This window comes from Pseudomonas resinovorans NBRC 106553 (assembly GCF_000412695.1).
In the GTDB taxonomy this organism is placed as follows: domain Bacteria; phylum Pseudomonadota; class Gammaproteobacteria; order Pseudomonadales; family Pseudomonadaceae; genus Metapseudomonas; species Metapseudomonas resinovorans_A.
The window spans coordinates 2,321,149-2,340,764 of record NC_021499.1; the positions used below are offsets into that span (position 1 = coordinate 2,321,149).

At 65.0% G+C, this 19,616-nt stretch carries 17 protein-coding genes; 13 read left to right on the plus strand and 4 right to left on the minus strand.

Features of this window, described 5'->3' with window-relative positions:
• Nucleotides 1-33 precede the first annotated feature (33 nt).
• Nucleotides 34-3,474: a transcription-repair coupling factor gene (gene mfd / locus PCA10_RS10515; protein WP_041770619.1), complete on the minus strand. Its 3,441-nt coding sequence runs from the start codon at nucleotides 3,472-3,474 to the stop codon at nucleotides 34-36.
• 135 nt (nucleotides 3,475-3,609) lie between these two features.
• On the opposite strand from mfd, the gene PCA10_RS10520 reads away from it, so the two are divergent.
• The 11 genes from PCA10_RS10520 (at nucleotide 3,610) to sthA (ending at nucleotide 15,507) form a co-directional block, all read left to right on the plus strand.
• On the plus strand, nucleotides 3,610-5,076 hold the full coding sequence (locus PCA10_RS10520; protein ID WP_041770621.1) for a glyceraldehyde-3-phosphate dehydrogenase: 1,467 nt from the start codon (nucleotides 3,610-3,612) through the stop codon (nucleotides 5,074-5,076).
• Between the two features lie 93 nt (nucleotides 5,077-5,169).
• The gene (locus PCA10_RS10525; RefSeq protein WP_016492058.1) at nucleotides 5,170-6,567 is read left to right on the plus strand and encodes an amino acid permease; all 1,398 of its coding nucleotides are present in this window, start codon (nucleotides 5,170-5,172) and stop codon (nucleotides 6,565-6,567) included.
• A gap of 315 nt (nucleotides 6,568-6,882) precedes the next feature.
• Nucleotides 6,883-8,220 (plus strand): Na(+)-translocating NADH-quinone reductase subunit A, encoded by a 1,338-nt coding sequence (locus PCA10_RS10530; RefSeq protein ID WP_016492059.1) that lies wholly within the window; start codon nucleotides 6,883-6,885, stop codon nucleotides 8,218-8,220.
• Nucleotide 8,221: 1 nt separating this feature from the next.
• Nucleotides 8,222-9,433, plus strand: coding sequence for an NADH:ubiquinone reductase (Na(+)-transporting) subunit B (locus PCA10_RS10535; RefSeq protein WP_016492060.1), 1,212 nt, complete (start codon nucleotides 8,222-8,224; stop codon nucleotides 9,431-9,433).
• The gene (locus tag PCA10_RS10540; RefSeq protein ID WP_016492061.1) at nucleotides 9,426-10,214 is read left to right on the plus strand and encodes a Na(+)-translocating NADH-quinone reductase subunit C; all 789 of its coding nucleotides are present in this window, start codon (nucleotides 9,426-9,428) and stop codon (nucleotides 10,212-10,214) included. The genes PCA10_RS10535 and PCA10_RS10540 overlap by 8 nt, the downstream gene beginning before the upstream one ends.
• 2 nt (nucleotides 10,215-10,216) lie before the next feature.
• Nucleotides 10,217-10,888 (plus strand): NADH:ubiquinone reductase (Na(+)-transporting) subunit D, encoded by a 672-nt coding sequence (locus PCA10_RS10545; protein ID WP_016492062.1) that lies wholly within the window; start codon nucleotides 10,217-10,219, stop codon nucleotides 10,886-10,888.
• On the plus strand, nucleotides 10,888-11,496 hold the full coding sequence (gene nqrE / locus PCA10_RS10550) for an NADH:ubiquinone reductase (Na(+)-transporting) subunit E (protein ID WP_016492063.1): 609 nt from the start codon (nucleotides 10,888-10,890) through the stop codon (nucleotides 11,494-11,496). Before PCA10_RS10545 ends, nqrE begins: the two co-directional genes overlap by 1 nt.
• Nucleotides 11,497-11,505: 9 nt before the next feature.
• Complete coding sequence (nqrF, locus tag PCA10_RS10555; protein WP_016492064.1) at nucleotides 11,506-12,732, plus strand: NADH:ubiquinone reductase (Na(+)-transporting) subunit F; 1,227 nt, start codon at nucleotides 11,506-11,508, stop codon at nucleotides 12,730-12,732.
• Nucleotides 12,725-13,738, plus strand: a complete 1,014-nt coding sequence (locus PCA10_RS10560; protein WP_016492065.1) for an FAD:protein FMN transferase — start codon at nucleotides 12,725-12,727, stop codon at nucleotides 13,736-13,738. Before nqrF ends, PCA10_RS10560 begins: the two co-directional genes overlap by 8 nt.
• Nucleotides 13,735-13,962 carry a (Na+)-NQR maturation NqrM gene (gene nqrM / locus PCA10_RS10565; RefSeq protein WP_016492066.1) on the plus strand — a complete coding sequence of 76 codons (228 nt, stop codon included), beginning with the start codon at nucleotides 13,735-13,737 and terminating at the stop codon, nucleotides 13,960-13,962. Before PCA10_RS10560 ends, nqrM begins: the two co-directional genes overlap by 4 nt.
• A 150-nt stretch (nucleotides 13,963-14,112) precedes the next feature.
• A complete protein-coding gene (gene sthA, locus PCA10_RS10570) occupies nucleotides 14,113-15,507 on the plus strand; it encodes a Si-specific NAD(P)(+) transhydrogenase (RefSeq protein ID WP_016492067.1) in 1,395 nt (464 codons plus the stop codon).
• Nucleotides 15,508-15,910: 403 nt separating this feature from the next.
• Here sthA and PCA10_RS10575 read toward each other — a convergent pair whose 3' ends face one another.
• The 3 genes from PCA10_RS10575 to PCA10_RS10585 are packed head-to-tail and all read right to left on the minus strand — an operon-like array spanning nucleotide 15,911 to nucleotide 17,520.
• Complete coding sequence (locus PCA10_RS10575; protein ID WP_016492068.1) at nucleotides 15,911-16,633, minus strand: glycerophosphodiester phosphodiesterase; 723 nt, start codon at nucleotides 16,631-16,633, stop codon at nucleotides 15,911-15,913.
• Between the two features lie 2 nt (nucleotides 16,634-16,635).
• Nucleotides 16,636-16,926 (minus strand): hypothetical protein, encoded by a 291-nt coding sequence (locus PCA10_RS10580; protein ID WP_016492069.1) that lies wholly within the window; start codon nucleotides 16,924-16,926, stop codon nucleotides 16,636-16,638.
• A 9-nt stretch (nucleotides 16,927-16,935) separates the two neighbouring features.
• Nucleotides 16,936-17,520, minus strand: coding sequence for a PilZ domain-containing protein (locus PCA10_RS10585; RefSeq protein ID WP_041770627.1), 585 nt, complete (start codon nucleotides 17,518-17,520; stop codon nucleotides 16,936-16,938).
• 168 nt (nucleotides 17,521-17,688) lie between these two features.
• Here PCA10_RS10585 and PCA10_RS10590 point away from each other — a divergent pair, with 168 nt between their 5' ends.
• Nucleotides 17,689-18,939, plus strand: coding sequence for a lipoprotein-releasing ABC transporter permease subunit (locus PCA10_RS10590; RefSeq protein ID WP_016492071.1), 1,251 nt, complete (start codon nucleotides 17,689-17,691; stop codon nucleotides 18,937-18,939).
• Entirely contained in the window at nucleotides 18,932-19,615 is a 684-nt protein-coding gene (gene lolD, locus PCA10_RS10595; RefSeq protein ID WP_016492072.1) for a lipoprotein-releasing ABC transporter ATP-binding protein LolD, read from the plus strand. The genes PCA10_RS10590 and lolD overlap by 8 nt, the downstream gene beginning before the upstream one ends.
• The last annotated feature ends 1 nt before the right edge of the window (nucleotide 19,616 follow it).

The following is a 19,616-nucleotide window of genomic DNA, read 5'->3' on the forward strand; positions in this document are numbered from 1 at the left end:
GTTGTTCCTTGGTATGGGCAATCATTCCGCAGACTACTGCGGGGTCAGGCGCTCGAACAGCGCTTCTAGGGTGTTGAAGCGTTCTTCCGGGCGCTCCATGGGCACCTGGAACTTGAACAGGGTGGCGCCTTCGAACTTGTAGCGCTTGGGCTGGCCCTGGATCAGCTTGATCAGCACCAGCGGGTCGACGCAGGTGTCGGCGGCGAACTCGATGCGGCCGCCCTGGGGGCCGGCGTCCACCTTGCGGATACCGAGCTTTTCGGCCTGCAGCTTGAGCAGGGTCAGGCGCACCAGGTGCTTCGTCGGTTCGGGCAGCAGGCCGAAGCGGTCGATCATCTCCACCTGCAGCTCCTTCAGGCCGTCCTCGTCGGCGGCCGAGGCGATGCGCTTGTAGAGGATCAGGCGCGCATGCACGTCCGGCAGGTAGTCCTCGGGGATCAGTGCTGGTACCCGCAGGTTGATCTCCGGCCCGCCGCCCAGCGGCTGCTCCAGGTTGGGCTGCTCGCCCTTCTGGATGGCCTTCACCGCCCGCTCGAGCATTTCCATGTAGAGGGTGAAGCCCACCGCCTGGATCTGCCCGCTCTGGCCTTCGCCGAGCAACTCGCCGGCACCGCGGATTTCCAGGTCGTGGGTGGCCAGCACGAAGCCGGCACCCAGGTCCTGGGCGTTGGCGATGGCCTCCAGGCGCTTCTCGGCGTCCGGGGTCATCTGCTTGCGTGGCGGCGTCAGCAGGTAGGCGTAGGCCTGGTGGTGGCTGCGGCCTACCCGTCCGCGCAGCTGGTGCAACTGGGCCAGGCCGAACTTGTCGGCACGTTCGATGACGATGGTGTTGGCGCTGGGCACGTCGATGCCGGTTTCGATGATGGTGGACGCCACCAGCACGTTGAAGCGCTTGTGATAGAAGTCGCTCATCACCTGTTCGAGTTCGCGCTCGCGCATCTGCCCGTGGCCGACGGCGATGCGCGCCTCCGGCACCAGCTCGGCCAGTTCGGCGGCGCATTTCTCGATGCTCGCCACCTCGTTGTGCAGGTAGTAGACCTGGCCGCCGCGCAACAGCTCGCGGAGCAGGGCCTCCTTGATCGCGGTGTTCTGCCGCTCCATGACGAAGGTGCGCACCGACAGGCGACGCGCCGGCGGCGTGGCGATGATGGACAGGTCGCGCATGCCCGCCACGGCCATGTTCAGGGTGCGCGGGATGGGCGTGGCGGTGAGGGTGAGGATGTCCACCTCGCTGCGCAGGGATTTCAGTTGTTCCTTCTGGCGCACGCCGAAACGGTGTTCCTCGTCGATGATCGCCAGGCCCAGGTCCTTGAAGCGCACATCGCCCTGCAGCAGCTTGTGGGTGCCGATGATGATGTCGATCTTGCCCTCGGACAGCTGTTGCGCCGCCTGTTCCACTTCCTTCGCCGATTTGAAGCGGCTCATCACCTCCACGCTCACCGGCCAGTCGGCGAAGCGGTCGCGGAAGCTGTTGTAGTGCTGCTGGGCGAGCAGGGTGGTGGGCACCAGGACAGCCACCTGACGGCCGCTGTGCACGGCCACGAAGGCGGCGCGCATGGCCACTTCCGTCTTGCCGAAGCCGACGTCGCCGCAGACCAGGCGGTCCATGGGCTTGGGCGCCAGCATGTCGGCCAGCACCGCTTCGATGGCGGCCTGCTGGTCCGGGGTCTCCTCGAAGGGGAAACCGGCGGAGAAGGTCGCGTAGTCGGCCTTCGGGTCGCGGAACGCATAGCCTTCGCGGGCGGCGCGGCGGGCGTAGACGTCCAGCAATTCGGCGGCCACGTCGCGGACCTGCTCGGCGGCCTTGCGCTTGGCCTTCTGCCAGGTTTCCGAGCCGAGGCGGTGCAGCGGCGCCAGGGCGTCGTCGCTGCCGGTGTAGCGGGCGATCAGGTGCAGGCTGGCCACCGGCACGTAGAGCTTGGCTTCCTCGGCGTACTGCAGGGCGAGGAATTCGGCGACCTGACCTTCGATTTCCAGGGTGATCAGGCCCAGGTAGCGGCCAACGCCGTGGTCGATATGCACCACGGGCGCGCCCTCGCGCAGCTCGGCGAGGTTCTTGATCACGTTGTCGCCGGCATCGCCGCGGCGTTCGCGGCGGCGGCGCTGCATGACGCGCTGGCCGAACAGCGGGCTTTCGGCGACCAGCGCCAGGCCCGGGTCGTCCAGCAGCAGGCCTTCGTCCAACGGTGCGATGGTGATGGCCAGGCGCTCGCCGCTGGCGACGAACGCCTCCCAGCCTTCGACCTCCTGCGGGCGCAGCTTGAGGCGGGCGAGCATCTCCAGCAGTACTTCGCGGCGGCCGGCGGATTCGGCGCTGAACAGCACGCGGCCGGGGAACTCTTCGATGAAGCGACGCAGCGCCGCCATGGGTTCGCTGGCCTTGGCCTGGATCGCCAGGTCGGGCAGGGCGCGGGCGGCGAAACGCTCGCGGCCGATACCGGGCTCGACATCCTCCTGGCTCAGCACCAGGCGCGGCGAGCCCTTGAGGCGGGCGAAGCAGTCCTCCACCGGCAAGAACAGCTCGGCCGGCGGCACCAGCGGGCGTTCCGGGTCCACGCGGCGCTCTTCATAGCGGTTGCGCACGTCGGTCCAGAACTGTTCGGCGGCCTGCTCGATGCCCGGCAGGGAGAACACCTGGGTGTCCGCCGGCAGGTAGTCGAAGAGGGTGGCGGTTTCTTCGAAGAACAGCGGCAGGTAGTACTCGATGCCGGCCGGGGTGATGCCGCTGGCCAGGTCCTGGTAGATCGGGCAGCGGCGGAAGTCGACGTCGAAACGCTCGCGGAAGCGGCCGCGGAAATCGGTGACGGCCTTCTTGTCCAGCGGGAACTCGCGGGCCGGAAGCAAGCGGATCGACTCCACCTTGTCCACCGAGCGCTGGGTTTCCGGGTCGAAGGTGCGCAGGGTCTCGATCTCGTCATCGAACAGGTCGATGCGGAAGGGCACCTCGCTGCCCATGGGGAAGAGGTCGATCAGCGCGCCGCGCACGGCGAACTCGCCATGTTCGTAGACCGTATCCACGCAGCGGTAGCCGGCGGCTTCCAGGCGCAGGCGCATCTGTTCCACGTCGAGCTTCTGGCCCACGTCCAGCACCAGGCTGGAGCCCAGCAGGAAGCGGGTCGGCGCCAGGCGGTGCAAGGCGGTGGTGATGGGCACCACCAAGACGCCGCGCTTGACCTCCGGCAGCCGGTACAGGCTGTCGACGCGCTGGGAAATGATGTCCTGGTGCGGCGAGAAGAGGTCGTAGGGCAGGGTTTCCCAGTCGGGGAAATGCAGGACGTCCAGGTCGGGGGCGAAGAAACCCAGTTCCTGTTCCAGGCGTTCGGCGGTCTGGCTGTCGGCGGTGAGCAGCAGGGTGAAACGCTTGCCGGCGCTCGCCGCTTCGGCGATGGCCAGGCTCAGCGCGGCACCGGGCAGATTGCCCCAATGCTGTTTGCCGGCGGCGGTGGGCAACGAGGGAAGGCGCAGTACGGACACGGGCAAGGTGGCTCCGGTCGAAAAAGATCGGCGGATTGTAACTATCCCGACTAGCGGATGTCAGTGTTGAGGCTGCTGCTGATTGCCGGCGCCTGCGTGCGCCGTCATAATGTAGCCCCTTTTTTCATCCCCTACATGTGGAAGGTACTGCCCGTGACTCAGAAGCCCGACCAGTGTCTCGGTGAATGGATCGATCGTGAAGCCCTCGCGGAAGCCATGATTCCGATGATTGGCCAGCTGTATCGCAACAACAATGTTGTGACCTCGATCTATGGCCGTGGCCTGATCAATCGCTCCGTGATCGCCATCCTCAAGGCCCACCGTTTTGCCCGTCATCGCCTGACGGACGAGGCCGAGCTGTCGGTCCACGAAACCTTCCCGATCCTCAAGGCCATGAGCGAGCTCAAGCTGGGCGCCGCCTCCGTGGACCTGGGCAAGATGGTCGCCAAGTTCAAGTCCGAAGGTAACGGCCGCAGCATCGAGCAGTTCACCAAGGACGAGCTGGCCGATGTAGTCGGCAAGCAGAGCGCTTCCGCTCGTGAAGGCACTGACGTCGTCCTGTACGGTTTCGGTCGTATCGGCCGCCTGCTGGCACGCATCCTGATCGAGAAGACCGGTGGCGGCGACGGCCTGCGCCTGCGCGCCATCGTGGTGCGCAAGGGTGCCGAGAATGACCTGGTCAAGCGCGCCAGCCTGCTGCGCCGCGACTCCGTTCACGGCCCGTTTGATGGCACCATCGTCATCGACGAAGAAAACAACACCCTGACCGCCAACGGCAACCTGATCCAGGTGATCTACTCCAACGATCCCGCCTCGATCGACTACACCGCCTACGGCATCAAGAACGCCCTGCTGGTGGACAACACCGGCAAATGGCGCGACGCCGAAGGCCTGGGCCAGCACCTCAAGTGCCCGGGTATCGACCGCGTCGTCCTGACCGCTCCTGGCAAGGGTGCCCTGAAGAACATCGTTCACGGCATCAACCACGGCGAAATCAGCGCTGACGACAAGATCGTTTCCGCCGCTTCCTGCACCACCAACGCCATCGTGCCGGTGCTCAAGGCGGTCGACGACCAGTACGGCATCGTCAACGGCCACGTCGAAACCGTTCACTCGTACACCAACGACCAGAACCTGATCGACAACTTCCACAAGGGCAGCCGCCGTGGTCGCAGCGCTCCGCTGAACATGGTGATCACCGAGACCGGCGCCGCCACCGCAGCCGCCAAGGCTCTGCCGGTGCTCAAGGGCAAGCTGACCGGCAACGCCATTCGCGTGCCGACGCCGAACGTCTCCATGGCCATCCTCAACCTGAACCTGGAGAAGGCCACCAACCGCGACGAGATCAACGAATACCTGCGCCAGATGGCCATGCATTCGGATCTGCACAAGCAGATCGACTACGTTTCGTCCCAGGAAGTGGTGTCGTCCGACTTCGTCGGCTCCCGCCACGCCGGTGTGGTCGATGCCGAAGCCACCATCTGCAACGATAACCGCGTCGTCCTCTACGTCTGGTACGACAACGAGTTCGGTTACAGCTGCCAGGTGGTACGCGTGATGGAAGACATGGCCGGGGTCAACCCGCCGTCCTTCCCGCGCTAAGCCAACGCGTCACGAGAACGGGAGCTTTCGGGCTCCCGTTTTTCATTTTTGCGTCTGTAATCCAACAACTGGAATCACTTGGGGATTTCCCGGATGGAAGGACATCACCTTCACCAAGGGCCGCTCAAAAGGGGCCTGAAAAACCGTCACATCCAGCTAATCGCGCTGGGCGGCGCCATCGGTACCGGCCTGTTCCTGGGTTCGGCCGGGGTGCTCAAGTCGGCGGGCCCGTCGATGATCCTCGGCTACGCCATCGCCGGTTTCTTCGCGTTCCTGATCATGCGCCAGCTGGGCGAAATGATCGTCGAAGAACCCGTTGCAGGTTCGTTCAGCCACTTCGCCCATAAGTACTGGGGTGGCTACGCCGGCTTCCTGTCCGGCTGGAACTACTGGGTGCTCTACGTGCTGGTGGGCATGGCCGAGCTGACGGCGGTGGGCAAGTACATCCAGTTCTGGTGGCCCGAGGTGCCCACCTGGGTGTCGGCGGCGGCGTTCTTCGTGCTGATCAACCTGATCAACCTGGCCAACGTGAAGGTGTTCGGCGAGGCGGAGTTCTGGTTCGCGCTGATCAAGGTGGTGGCCATCATCGGCATGATCGTCCTGGGCATCTACATGCTGGTCAGTGGCACCGGCGGTCCGCAGGCCTCGGTGGACAACCTCTGGAGTCATGGCGGCTTCTTCCCCAACGGTATCGAAGGCCTGGTGATGGTGTTGGCCATCATCATGTTCTCCTTCGGCGGCCTGGAGCTGGTGGGTATCACCGCCGCCGAGGCCAGCGAGCCGAAGAAGGTGATCCCCAAGGCGATCAACCAGGTGATCTACCGCATCCTGATCTTCTATATCGGCGCCCTCAGCGTGCTGCTGATGCTCTACCCCTGGGACAAGCTGCTGGAGACCCTGGGCGCCGCCGGCGACCCGTACAGCGGCAGCCCCTTCGTGCAGATCTTCTCGCTGATCGGTAGCGATACCGCTGCACACATCCTCAACTTCGTGGTGCTCACGGCGGCCCTGTCGGTCTACAACAGCGGCGTCTACTGCAACAGCCGGATGCTCTACGGCCTGGCCGAGCAGGGCAACGCGCCCAAGGCGCTGATGAAGGTGGACGACCGTGGCGTGCCGGTGCTGGCCATCGGCTTGTCGGCGCTGATCACCCTGCTCTGCGTGGTGGTCAACTACCTGGCCCCGCAGAAGGCCCTGGAGCTGCTGATGGCGCTGGTGGTGGCCGCCCTGGTGATTAACTGGGCGATGATCAGCCTGTCTCACCTGATGTTCCGCAAGCAGATGGACGCCCAGGGTATCCAGCCGTTCTTCAAGGCGCTCTGGTACCCGTTCGGCAACTACCTGTGCCTGGCCTTCGTGGCGCTGATCCTGGGTGTGATGCTGATGATTCCGGGCATCAACATCTCGGTCTATGCCATTCCGTTCTGGCTCGGCCTGCTCGCCGTCTGCTACTACTTCAAGCGCACCGCCGAGCGGGCTGTCGCTCACTGAGACAGCCCGCTTGTCGCAACGAAACGGGAGCCCTTGGCTCCCGTTTCCTTTTTTGCGCCTGGTGCCCGGTTGGTCAGCGGGGCAGGGTGGGATCGGATCGTGCCGACCCACTGTTCAGAACTGGACGCCTTGCTGCCTGTTGTTTCCTAAGACGCTGAAAAGTAAAGGCTTGGGTGGCGAGGGGGAGTCGGGCTCTCTATAATTCGCCGTTTAATCGTTCCGAACTCAGCACATCCGTACTAGGTAGACCTGGTGCGGTGGCATGCATTTGCCGATGGGCTGGGACGGGCAGCATTTCTGTCTCAGGCGAAACCTATGATCAGAATCAAGCGTGGACTGGACCTTCCAGTGGCGGGTGAGCCAGTCCAACGAATCGAGGACGGGCGCCCGGTTCGCAGCATTGCCGTCATCGGCTTCGACTACCACGGCATGAAACCGACCATGGACGTCCAGGTGGGGGACCGGGTCAAGCTCGGTCAACCGCTGTTCGCCGACAAGCGGAACCCGGGCGTGATCTACACGGCCCCGGGCGCCGGCGTGATCAGTGCCATTCACCGGGGCGAGCAGCGCGTGCTGCAGTCGGTGGTGATCGACCTCGAAGGCGACGACGAAGTCCATTTCGAGCACTACTCCGCCGAGCAGATCGACCAGCTGGACCCGCAACAAGTGCGCGACAACCTAGTGCGGTCCGGTCTCTGGACCGCTCTGCGTACCCGGCCATTCAGCGCCGTGCCGGCCATCGACGCCACACCCAGCTCGATCTTCGTCACCGCCATGGATACCCACCCACTGGCCGCCGATCCGCGCCTGGTGATCGACGAGCATGCCGCGGACTTCGAGCAGGGCCTCAAGGTCCTCGCCCGCCTGGCCCGGGTGTTCCTCTGCAAGGCCGATGGCTCCGCGCTGCCAGGCGAAGGCCTGGCCCAGGTGCGCAGCGAGTCCTTCGCCGGACCGCACCCGGCTGGCCTGCCCGGTACCCATATCCATTTCCTCGATCCGGTGAGCGCCAACAAGAGCGTCTGGCACATCGGCTACCAGGACGTGATCGCCATCGGCAAGCTGTTCGCCAGCGGCCGTCTCTGGGTCGAGCGTGTGGTGTCCCTGGCCGGCCCGGTGGTGGAGAACCCTCGCCTGGTGCGCACCCGCCTGGGCGCCAGCCTGGAAGAACTCACCGCCGGCGAGCTCAAGCCCGGCGCCAACCGCGTGGTCTCCGGCTCCCTGCTGGGTGGCCGCACGTCCCGTGGGGCTTGCGCCTACCTCGGCCGCTATCACCAGCAGGTGTCCTGCCTCACCGAGGGCAATGACCGCGAGTTGCTGCACTACCTGCGCGCCGGGGTGAACAAGCACTCGGTGCTCAATATCTTCGTTTCCAGACTGCTGGGCGCCCGCAAGCTGCCGTTCAGCACCACCACCAACGGCAGCCCGCGCGCCATGGTGCCGGTAGGCAACTACGAGGCCGTGATGCCGCTGGATATCCTGCCCACCCAGCTGCTGCGCTACCTGATCGTCGGCGACACCGAAATGGCGCAGAAGCTCGGTTGCCTGGAACTGGACGAAGAAGACCTGGCGCTGTGCAGCTATGTCTGCGCCGGCAAGTACGAGTACGGCCCGATCCTGCGGGACAACCTCAGCCGTATCGAAAAGGAGGGCTGAGATGGGCCTGCGTAAATTCCTCGACCGTATCGAGCACAACTTCGAGCAGGGCGGCCGCTATGAAAAGTGGTACGCCCTCTATGAAGCGGTGGACACCTTCTTCTACCGCCCCGCCAGCGTGACCCGCACCACTGCCCATGTGCGCGACGGCATCGACCTCAAGCGGATGATGATCACCGTCTGGCTCTGCACCTTCCCGGCCATGTTCTTCGGCATGTGGAACGTCGGCTACCAGGCCAACCTGGTCTTCGCCCAGAGCCCGGACCTGCTGGCGGCCCAGGACGGCTGGCGCTTCGCCCTGATCGGTTCCCTGGCAGGCTTCGACCCCAACAGCCTGTGGGACAACTTCATCCAGGGCGCCGCCTGGTTCCTGCCCATCTACGCAGTGACCTTCATCGTCGGCGGTTTCTGGGAAGTGCTGTTCGCCTCCATTCGCCGCCATGAAGTGAACGAAGGCTTCTTCGTTACCTCGGTGCTCTTCGCCCTGACCCTGCCGCCGAGCATTCCGCTCTGGCAGGTGGCCCTCGGCATCAGCTTCGGCGTGGTGCTGGGCAAGGAAGTCTTCGGCGGTACCGGCAAGAACTTCCTCAACCCGGCCCTGGCCGGTCGCGCCTTCCTGTTCTTCGCCTACCCGGCGCAGATTTCCGGGGATGCGGTGTGGACCGCGGTGGACGGCTTCGCCGGTGCCACCTCGCTGAGCCTCGGCGCCGCTGGCGGCGTCGAGAACATCGTCGGTCACGGCATCACCTGGATGGATGCCTTCCTCGGCACCATCCAGGGTTCCATCGGCGAGACCAGCACCCTGGCCATCCTCATCGGCGGCGGCGTGCTGCTGGTGACCCGTATCGCCGCCTGGCGCATCGTCGCCGGCGTGATGCTGGGCATGATCGCCACCAGCTGGCTGTTCAACGCCATCGGCTCCGAGACCAATCCGATGTTCGCCATGCCCTGGTACTGGCACCTGGTCCTGGGCGGCTTCGCCTTCGGCATGATGTTCATGGCCACCGACCCGGTGTCGGCCTCCATGACCAACACCGGCAAATGGCTGTTCGGCGCGCTGATCGGCCTGATGGTGGTGCTGATCCGCGTGGTCAACCCGGCCTTCCCGGAAGGCATGATGCTGGCGATCCTCTTCGCCAACCTGTTCGCGCCGCTGATCGACCATTTCGTCGTCCAGGCCAATATCAAGCGGAGGCTGGCACGCAATGGCTGAGCAGAAAGAATCGACTGTCCGCACCCTGCTGGTGGCCCTGGTGGTCTGTCTGGTGTGCTCGGTGTTCGTCGCCGGCGCCGCCATCGCGCTGAAGCCGGTGCAGGTGGACAACCGTGAGCTGGACAAGCAACGCAGCATCCTCACCGTCGCCGGCCTGGCCCAGCCGGGCCTGTCCGCCGAGCAGGTGAAGGCGCTCTACGCCGAGCGCATCACCGCGCGAGTGGTGGACCTGGCCAGCGGCAACTTCACCGACGAGATCCAGGCCGCCGGCTTCGATCCGCTGAAGGCCGCCAAGGACCCGCAGCTTTCCGACGCGCTCCCGGCGGAGCAGGACATCGCCTCCATCAAGCGCCGCGAGCGTTTCAGCACGGTCTACCTGGTGCAACAGGACGGCCAGTTGCAGACCGTGATCCTGCCGGTGCGCGGCTACGGCCTCTGGTCGACCCTGTACGGCTTCCTCGCCCTCGAGGGCGACCTGAACACCGTGGTGGGCCTGGGCTTCTACCAGCATGGCGAGACCCCGGGTCTTGGCGGTGAGGTGGACAACCCCAAATGGAAGGCGCTGTGGAACGGCAAGAGCCTGTTCGACGAGCAGGGCCAGCTGGCCATCCAGATCATCAAGGGCAGCGTCGACCCGCAGTCGTCCAACGCCGCCCACAAGGTCGACGGCCTGGCCGGCGCCACGTTGACCAGCAAGGGCGTCAACAACCTGCTGCATTTCTGGCTCGGCAAGAACGGCTTCGGCCCCTTCCTGGCCAAACTGAATAACGGGGAGGCATGAGCATGGCGCAGCAACCCACGATCCGCTCGGTCCTGCTGGACCCGGTCCTGCACAACAACCCCATCGGCCTGCAGATCCTCGGCATCTGCTCGGCCCTGGCGGTGACGTCCAACCTGAAGACCGCGCTGGTGATGTCGATCGCCCTGACCCTGGTGACCGGCTTCTCCAACCTGTTCATCTCGATGATCCGCAGCCAGATCCCGAGCTCCATCCGCATGATCGTGCAGATGGTGATCATCGCGTCCCTGGTGATAGTGGTGGACCAGGTGCTCAAGGCCTACGCCTTCAGTCTGTCCAAGCAGCTCTCGGTATTCGTCGGGCTGATCATCACCAACTGCATCGTGATGGGCCGCGCGGAGGCCTTCGCGATGGCCAACCCGCCGGTGCTGTCGTTCTTCGACGGCATCGGCAACGGCCTGGGCTACAGCGCCATGCTGATCGTCCTCGGCGTCGTTCGCGAGCTGTTCGGCGCAGGCAAGCTGCTGGGCTTCGAAGTGCTGCCGGTGATCAACGATGGCGGCTGGTACCAGCCCAACGGCCTGCTGCTGCTGCCGCCTTCGGCGTTCTTCCTGATCGGCCTGATCATCTGGGCCCTGCGCAGCTGGAAGACCGAGCAGAAGGAGGCGCCGTCCTACAAGATCGCGCCCCAGGTATCCAACAAGGAGGCCTACTGATGGAGCATTACCTCAGCCTGTTCGTGAAGGCCGTGTTCGTCGAGAACATGGCGCTCGCGTTCTTCCTCGGCATGTGCACCTTCATCGCCATTTCCAAGAAGGTGGAAACCGCCATCGGCCTCGGCATCGCCGTGATCGTGGTGCAGGCCATCACGGTGCCGGCCAACAACCTGCTCTACACGCTGCTGCTGAAAGACGGCGCCCTGGCCTGGGCCGGCCTGCCGGAGGTGGACCTGTCGTTCCTCGGCCTGTTGAGCTACATCGGCGTGATCGCCGCCATCGTGCAGATCCTCGAGATGCTGCTCGACAAGTATGTGCCCTCGCTCTACAACGCCCTGGGCGTGTTCCTGCCGCTGATCACGGTGAACTGCGCCATCATGGCCGGCTCGCTGTTCATGGTGGAGCGCGACTACAACCTGGGTGAAAGCGTGGTCTACGGCATCGGCTCCGGCTTCTCCTGGGCGCTGGCCATCGCACTGCTGGCGGGCATCCGCGAGAAGCTCAAGTACAGCGATGTGCCCGAAGGCCTGCAGGGGCTCGGCATCACCTTCATCACCATCGGCCTGATGTCCCTCGGCTTCATGTCGTTCTCCGGTGTACAGCTCTAAGGAAAGGACATGCTGAGTTTCGAAATCTTCCTCGCCATCGGCATGTTCACTGCCATCGTCCTCGGACTGGTGGTGATCATCCTGGCGGCACGCGCCAAGCTGGTATCCAGCGGCGACGTGAACATCCTGATCAACGGCGAGCGGACCATCACCGTCCCGGCCGGCGGCAAGCTGCTGCAGACCCTCGCGGCGCAGAACGTCTTCCTCTCGTCCGCCTGCGGCGGCGGCGGCACCTGCGCCCAGTGCAAGTGCATCGTCGAGAGCGGTGGTGGCGAGATGCTGCCCACCGAGGAATCCCACTTCACCCGCCGCCAGGCGAAGGAAGGCTGGCGCCTGTCCTGCCAGACCCCGGTGAAGCAGGACATGCACATCGAGGTGCCGGAAGAAGTCTTCGGCGTGAAGAAGTGGGAATGCACGGTGGAGTCCAACCCCAACGTGGCCACCTTCATCAAGGAACTGACCCTGCGCCTGCCGGAAGGGGAGAGCGTGGACTTCCGCGCCGGTGGCTACGTGCAGCTGGAGTGCCCGCCGCACCAGGTGGCCTACAAGGACTTCGACATCCAGCCGGAATACCGGGGCGACTGGGACAAGTTCAACCAGTGGAAGTACGTGTCCAAGGTGGACGAAACGGTGATCCGCGCCTACTCCATGGCCAACTACCCGGACGAGAAGGGCATCGTCAAATTCAACATCCGCATCGCCTCGCCGCCGCCCGGCAAGGATGCGCTGCCCCCGGGGCAGATGTCTTCCTGGGTATTCAGCCTCAAGCCCGGTGACAAGGTCACGGTCTATGGTCCCTTCGGCGAGTTCTTCGCCAAGGACACCGATGCCGAGATGGTCTTCATCGGCGGCGGCGCCGGCATGGCGCCCATGCGCTCGCACATCTTCGACCAGCTCAAGCGCCTCGGCTCCAAGCGCAAGATCAGCTTCTGGTACGGCGCGCGCTCACTGCGCGAGGCCTTCTACACCGAAGAGTACGACCAGCTGGCCGCCGAGAACCCGAACTTCCAGTGGCACCTGGCGCTGTCCGACCCGCAGCCGGAAGACAACTGGACCGGCCTCAAGGGCTTCATCCACAACGTGCTCTTCGAGAATTACCTCAAGGACCATCCGGCCCCCGAGGACTGCGAGTTCTACATGTGCGGCCCGCCGATGATGAACGCCGCGGTGATCAAGATGCTTCTCGACCTCGGCGTCGAGCGCGAGAACATCCTGCTGGACGATTTCGGTGGCTAGATCGCTCGTCCTGCTGCTCTCGGCCAGCCTGCTGCTGGCCGGGTGCGGCGAAACGCTGGAACAGTTCGGCGGCCCCACCATGGGCAGCAGCTATTCGGTGAAATACGTGCGCGGCGCCTCCGGTCCGTCGGTGGAGCAGGCGCGCGGCGAGGTGGAAGGCATACTGGCCGAGATCGACCGGCAGATGTCCACCTACCGCAACGACTCCGAGGTGGAACGCTTCAATGCCTTGCCCGCCGGCAGCTGCCTGGCGCTGCCGGGGCCCATGCTGGAGCTGGTGGCCTTCGCCGGGCAGTTGTCGAAGGACAGCGACGGCGCCTTCGACATGACGGTGGAGCCCTTGCTCAACCTCTGGGGCTTCGGCCCGCAGTCCCGTGGCGACCAGGTGCCCAGCCCTGAGGCCATTGCCGCCGCCAAGGCCGTTGTGGGCCAGCAGCACCTGACCGTCCGTGGCCAGGAGCTGTGCAAGGACGCCCCCGTGCAGCTCGACTTCAACAGCATCGCCGCCGGCTATGCGGTGGACCGCGTGGTGGCGCGCCTGGGCGAGCTGGGCGTGGGCAGCGCACTGGTGGAAATCACAGGAGAGCTGAAGGCGGTCGGCCGCAAGCCCGACGGCATGCCCTGGCGCATCGCCATCGAGGCGCCACGGGATGATCGCCAGGTGGCGCAGAAGATCGTCCAGCTCGATGGGCTGGGCGTTTCCACCTCGGGCGACTACCGCAACTACTTTGAAAAGAACGGCAAGCGCTATTCCCACACCATCGACCCCAAGACGGGGGCGCCCATCAGCCACAGCCTGGCGGCGGTGACGGTGGTGGACGAGTCGGCCCTGCGGGCGGACGGCCTGTCCACCCTGCTGATGGTGCTGGGACCTGAGGCGGGCGAGGCCTATGCTGAACGCCAAGGCATCGCCGCCTTCTTCGTGACCCGTGCTGGCGAGGGCTTCGTCAGCCATGGCAGCAGCCGTTTCCGCGAGCTGTTCGAGCAACAGGAGAAATCGAAATGACCTTCGTGCTGGTGTTCCTGATCATGCTGCTGGTGGTGCTGGGCATGGCCGTGGGCGTGATCATGGGCCGCAAACCCATCGCCGGTTCCTGCGGTGGCATCGCCAACCTGGGGATAGAGAAGGAGTGCTCTATCTGTGGCGGCAATCGCGAGAAATGCGAAGAAGTGCGCCGCGAGGGCGATGTAGTGGATTCAGAACTCGCCTACGACGCGACCAAGCGCTAATGTGCAGCGCCAAGCGGCTCGGCTAAGCTGCACGCCAGTTCAAGGTCCCGCCAGGGATCGCCGAAACAGGTTCCGAATTCCGCGGTGGCGAGTGCCGCGGACCTTGCCGGGGGCGCCAGAGGGCGCCCCGGCCCGTTATGAGGAGTAAGCATGGCTGTCTACAACTATGACGTAGTGGTGCTGGGTTCAGGCCCGGCGGGTGAGGGCGCGGCGATGAACGCCGCCAAGGCCGGACGCAAGGTGGCGGTGGTGGACAACCGCCCGCTGGTCGGCGGCAACTGCACCCACCTCGGCACCATCCCGTCCAAGGCCCTGCGCCACTCGGTACGGCAGATCATGCAGTACAACACCAACCCGCTGTTCCGCCAGATCGGCGAGCCGCGCTGGTTCTCCTTCCCCGACGTGCTGAAGAGCGCCGAGCGGGTCATCTCCAAGCAGGTGGCTTCGCGCACGGGCTTCTATGCGCGCAACCGCGTCGACGTGTTCTTCGGTACCGCCAGCTTCTCCGACGAACAGACCGTGGAAGTGGTCTGCGCCAGCGGTGTGGTGGAAAAACTGGTGGCCAAGCAGGTCATCGTCGCCACCGGCTCGCGCCCCTATCGCCCGTCGGACGTCGACTTCGGCCACCCGCGCATCTACGACAGCGACACCATCCTCAGCCTGACCCACACTCCGCGCCGCATCATCATCTACGGTGCCGGCGTGATCGGCTCCGAGTACGCCTCGATCTTCAGCGGCCTGGGCGTGCTGGTGGACCTGATCGACAACCGCGACCAACTGCTCAGCTTCCTCGACGACGAGATTTCCGACGCCCTCAGCTACCACCTGCGCAACAACAACGTGCTGATTCGCCACAACGAGGAGTACGAGCGTATCGAGGGCCTGGACAACGGTGTGATCCTGCACCTGAAATCCGGCAAGAAGATCAAGGCGGACTGCCTGTTGTGGTGCAACGGTCGTACCGGCAACACCGACAAGCTGGGGCTGGAGAACATCGGCATCAAGGTCAACAGCCGTGGCCAGATCAATGTCGACCAGTACTACCGCACCGAGGTCAGCAACATCTTCGCCGCCGGTGACGTGATCGGCTGGCCGAGCCTGGCCAGCGCCGCCGCCGACCAGGGCCGTTCGGCCGCCGGCAGTGCGGTGGAGAACGACAGCTGGCGCTTCGTCGACGACGTGCCTACCGGCATCTACACCATTCCGGAGATCAGCTCCCTCGGCAAGACCGAGAAGGAACTGACCCAGGCGAAGATCCCCTACGAAGTGGGCAAGGCCTTCTTCAAGGGCATGGCCCGCGCGCAGATTTCCCACGAGCCGGTGGGCATGCTGAAGATCCTCTTCCACCGCGAGACCCTGGAAATCCTCGGCGTGCATTGCTTCGGCTATCAGGCCTCGGAAATCGTCCACATCGGCCAGGCGATCATGAACCAGAAGGGCGAGGCGAACAGCATCAAGTACTTCATCAACACCACCTTCAACTACCCGACCATGGCGGAAGCCTATCGGGTGGCGGCGTTCGACGGCCTCAACCGGCTTTTTTGAGCGGCACCGGCCGGGCGCCTGAGCCGGCCGGCGAGGACCCTCTCGGTGATACGCGGCACTGGCGCTGGCCGAACCGGGAGAGCTTCTGATCAGGTGACGCCTTGAATGAAAAAACCGGCCCTTGCGGCCGGTTTTTTCATGGGGGATCGGTAGGGTGGATGTCGCTTTTCACATACACCATCGGCGCCTGGCCAAACCTTGCAAGGTGGACCGATGAAGCCACGTAGAATGGGTTGAGCTTGCGATGCCCATCAGCCCTGTCCGCATGGGTATCGCTTCGCTCGACCCATCCTACGAAGCCAGCTCGTGCCGAGGCTGAGCCGGTAGGATGGGTAGAGCCTGCGAATCCCATCGATTGCCTCTCGGTAGCCCGGATGCAATCCGGGGAATGGGGCGCAGGGTTTCAGCGCAGCCCGAGGGTCTTGGCGGCCACGCCGGGGAAGTCGGTGATGATGCTGTCCGCGCCGAAGTCGGCGAGGCGGCGCATCAGGGCCGGCTCGTTGACCGTCCATACCGACACGTGCAGCCCTTGCTTCTGCGCTCGCAGCAGGCGCTCCGGGGTGCACAGGGTCCAGTTCAGCGCGAGCATGTCGCAGCCGTGGTGCTTGGCCACCTTCAGCGGGTCCAGCCAGGCGTACTCCGCCACCAGGCCACGGGACAGCTCGGGGGCCAGCCGGTTCAGCGCGCGCAGCACCTCGCGCGAGCTGGAGGTGACCGTCACCTTGTCCTTCAGCCCGAAGCGTTCGGTCAATGCCTGGATCGCCAGCACCGTACGCGCGGCGCGTGTCCGCGAGGCGCTCTTGACCTCCAGTTGCCAGTGCTCGAAGTCGCACTGCTCGAACAGGGTCGCCAGGCGCGGGATGGGGCAGGGCCTCAGCCAACCCGGGCCGCCCTTGCGCGCGTCGTAGGTCTCCAGTTCCTCGGCGTCGTGCTCTGCCACCTTGCCGCGGCGGCCGGTGGTGCGCTTCAGGCTGGGGTCGTGGATCACCATCAGCTCGCCGTCGCGGGAAAGGTGCAGGTCCAGCTCGCAATGCTTCACGCCGTGTGACAGGCAGTGCTGGAAGCTGGCCAGGGTATTTTCCGGGCTTTCGCCCTTGGCGCCTCGATGGCCGTAGATCAGGGTCACGTTTAATCCCTTGGTGCTCTGGGTTGATGGTGGCGGACGCTGTCGATCACGCGGCCGCTTTCGAAGTAGACCGAGAACTCACGGTAGTCCCAACGGCTGATGGGGGGTTGGCCCACCGCCGGGTGCTCCTGGTCCGGCAGGCCGAAGCGCTCCAGCACCGCGCGCTGGCTATCGCCGCGGGCGGGCAGCACGAGGCCGAGATCGCCCTGGTCGCCGACCGGGATCTCGATGGTTTCGGCAGCCACGGGCAGCGCGAGGAGCAAGCAGGTCAGCAACAGGCCGGGGCGCGTCATGCAGGGGTCTCAGCTGGAAGGGGAGGAGCGTTCACGGGCCTGGCGTCTCTGCTGGGCCTGCTTCTGCAGTATGTGTCGGGCCAGGAGTTGGCGCTGGGCATCGGTCAGGGCGTCGAACTCGGTACCGATATCGAACTGGCCGTCCTCGCGCGGCTGATTGTGGATCACCAGCGCGCTCAGCAGCAGGCCGAGGGCCTGGGGCATGAGCACCATGCGGATCGCCAGACGGGTGCCGGGCTCGATGGGCTGGCCGCTGGTGAAGCCCAGGCCGCCTTCGGACAGGGTGACCTGGCGCGCCGGACCTATGTCCCGCAACAGGCTCCTGGCCAGGGCCTGGCCGAGGAGGTCGATGCGCTTGTTGATCACCTTCAGGTAGCTGGCCAGGGTGCGGTCGCGCTCATGGATATGCCGCAGCAAGTGCTGGGATTCGAAGTCCATGAGGTGCAGCTCGCTGAGCAGGTCGAAGAGCTCGGAAGCGCCGCCAGAGCTGCTTCCATCAGCTGTTTCGCCCTGTTTCAGCGGCTGAAATTCGAGTGCGATCGTATCTTCGATACGGTAGTATTCGCGGCGGTCATCCGCGTCTCGTGTCGACATGGCGAACCCATGGCAGCGGTGGTGGTCGAAGAGCAGTTGCGTTGCTTGCATGTCCGTTTGCGCCGCCTCGGGGCACCGCGGCAGGGCACCAACGGATTTGAGTGTAAACGCTGCCTGCCAAGCCCCGCCACAAGGACGTCCCTTCTTTCGCCAGCGAACTCCATTTCCATGTTCAGACCGCTGTCCCTGTACATAGGCGCCCGCTATACCCGCGCCAAGCGCCGCAACTATTTCGTCTCGTTCATTTCCCTGACTTCCATGATCGGCCTGGCCCTCGGTGTGCTGGTGATGATCCTGGTGCTGTCGGTAATGAACGGCTTCGACTACGAGATGCGCACCCGCGTGCTGGGCATGGTGCCCCACGCCACGGTGGAGTCCGCCGTGCCGATCAACGACTGGCGCAAGCTGGCCGAAGGCGTGGCCCGCCATTCCGAAGTCAAGGCCGTGGCGCCCTACACCCAGGTGCAGGGGCTGCTGACCGCCGGCGGCAAGGTGCAGAAGGCGCTGGTCAATGCCGTCGATCCCGAGGAAGAGTCCAAGGTCTCCATCATCGGCGACTTCTTCCGCGAGGGCAGCCTGGCGGCGCTCAAGCCTGGCGAGTTCGGCATCGTCATCGGCGACCGGGCCGCCAGCAAGCTCGGCGTGGGCATGGGTGACAAGGTCACCTTCGTGCTGCCGGAAGTGGCGGTTACCCCGGCCGGCGTGTTCCCGCGCATGAAGCGCTTCACCGTGGTCGGCATCTTCCACGTGGGCGCCGGTGAGCTGGATGGTTTCCTGGCCATCGCCAACCTGTCCGACGTGGCGCGCCTGAAACGCTGGCAGCCGGATCAGGTGCAGGGCCTGCGCCTGAAGCTCGACGACCTGTTCCAGGCGCCCCGGGTGGCCTGGCAGATCGCCGGCGAGCTGAAGGGCGAGGACTTTTATGCCCGCGACTGGACCCGTACCCACGGCAATCTCTACCAGGCGATCAAGATGGAAAAAGCCATGATCGGCCTGCTCCTGCTGCTGATCGTGGCGGTGGCCGCCTTCAACATCATCTCCACCCTGGTGATGGTGGTGACCGACAAGCGCGGCGACATCGCCATCCTCCGTACCCTGGGAGCGACCCCCAGGCAGATCATGGGCATCTTCATGGTCCAGGGCACGGTGATCGGCGTGGTCGGCACCTTCATCGGCGGCGTGCTGGGCATACTCGCCGCGCTCAACGTCAGCAGCGCCATCGCCCTGCTGGAGCGGTTGCTGGGGCACAAGTTCCTCAGCGCCGAGGTGTACTTCATCGATTACCTGCCATCCCAGCTGATGGCCGAGGACGTGGTGCTGGTCTGTTCCGCCGCGCTGGTCCTGAGCTTCCTCGCCACCCTTTATCCCGCCTGGCGTGCCGCGCGCACCCAGCCAGCAGAGGCTTTGCGCTATGAGTAACAAGGCAGTCCTGAGTTGCCGCAACCTGGGCAAGAGCTACGAGGAGGGCCCGCAATCGGTCGAAGTGCTGTCCGGCGTCGAGCTGGAACTGCATCCGGGCGAGCGGGTGGCGATCGTGGGCAGCTCCGGCTCCGGCAAGAGCACCCTGCTGAACATGCTGGGCGGGCTGGATACGCCGAGCAAGGGCAGCGTCTGGCTGGCCGGCGAAGAGCTGTCCGCCCTGAGCGAGACCGCCCGTGGCCTGCTGCGCAACCGCGCCCTGGGCTTCGTCTACCAGTTCCACCACCTGCTGCCGGAGTTCACCGCCCTGGAGAACGTCTGCATGCCGCTGCTGATCGGCCGCACCACCATCGCCGAGGCGCGCCAGCGCTCCACCGCGCTGCTGGAGCGGGTCGGCCTGGGCCATCGCCTGTCGCACAAGCCGGCGGAGCTCTCCGGCGGCGAGCGCCAGCGCGTGGCCATTGCCCGTGCCTTGGTCAACAACCCGGCACTGGTGCTGCTCGACGAGCCCACCGGCAACCTCGACCAGCACACCGCCCATGGCATCCAGGAGCTGATGCTCGAACTGAGCGGTTCCCTGCGCACCGCCTTCCTTGTGGTGACCCATGACCTGCAGCTGGCCCGCCAGATGGACCGGGTGCTGCGCCTGGAAGAAGGCCGACTGGTGGCTGCCTGAG